Raw genomic sequence first — 750 nt, forward strand, 5'->3', positions numbered from 1 at the left:
CTCTGTGTGAAGAAGGGTGAGCAACTACCGTGGATCGTGCCGGACAGCCTGTGGGAGCGGATCGAGCCGTTACTGCCGAAGGTGGAGCGACGAAGGCGCTATCCAGGCCGTAAGCGGCTGGATGACCGGCTTGCTCTGCAAGGCATCTTGTTCGTGCTCTACACCGCGATCCCGTGGGAGTTCCTGCCCCAGGAGCTGGGCTTCGGCTCGGGGATGACCAGCTGGCGGCGGCTGCGTGACTGGCATGCCGCCGGCGTGTGGAACAAGCTGCATGAGGTGCTCCTCGCCGAGTTGCACGCCGCCGGCCAGCTCGACTGGTCCAAGGCGGTGATCGACAGTTCGCACGTGCGGGCTCTCAAGGGCGGCCCAAAACCGGCCCGAGCCCGGTCGACCGCGCCAAGCCGGGCTCGAAACACCACGTCATCACCGACGGAGGCGGCATCCCTCTCGCCGTCTCCCTGACCGGCGGCAATCGCAACGACGTCACCCAGCTCCTGCCGCTGATCAAGGCCATCCCGCCCGTACGCGGCCGGGTCGGCCGGCCCCGCAAGCGACCCGACTGCCTGTACGCCGACCGCGGCTACGACCACGACAAGTACCGTCGCCTTGTCTGGCGCACCGGCATCAAGCCCATCATCGCCCGGCGTGGCACTCCACACGGCTCTGGCCTGGGCGTTCACCGCTGGGTCGTCGAGCGGACGATCGCGCTCCTGCACTGGTTCCGCCGCCTGCGCATCCGCTGGGAGATCC

General features: G+C 68.1%; 1 pseudogene. It reads left to right on the forward strand.

Annotated elements, in window-relative coordinates:
• Positions 1–33: 33 nt before the first annotated feature.
• Positions 34–750, forward strand: a pseudogene (locus tag ABD844_RS52960) (IS5 family transposase); the annotation flags it as partial.

The organism is Nonomuraea antimicrobica (assembly GCF_039536965.1).
GTDB lineage: Bacteria > Actinomycetota > Actinomycetes > Streptosporangiales > Streptosporangiaceae > Nonomuraea > Nonomuraea antimicrobica.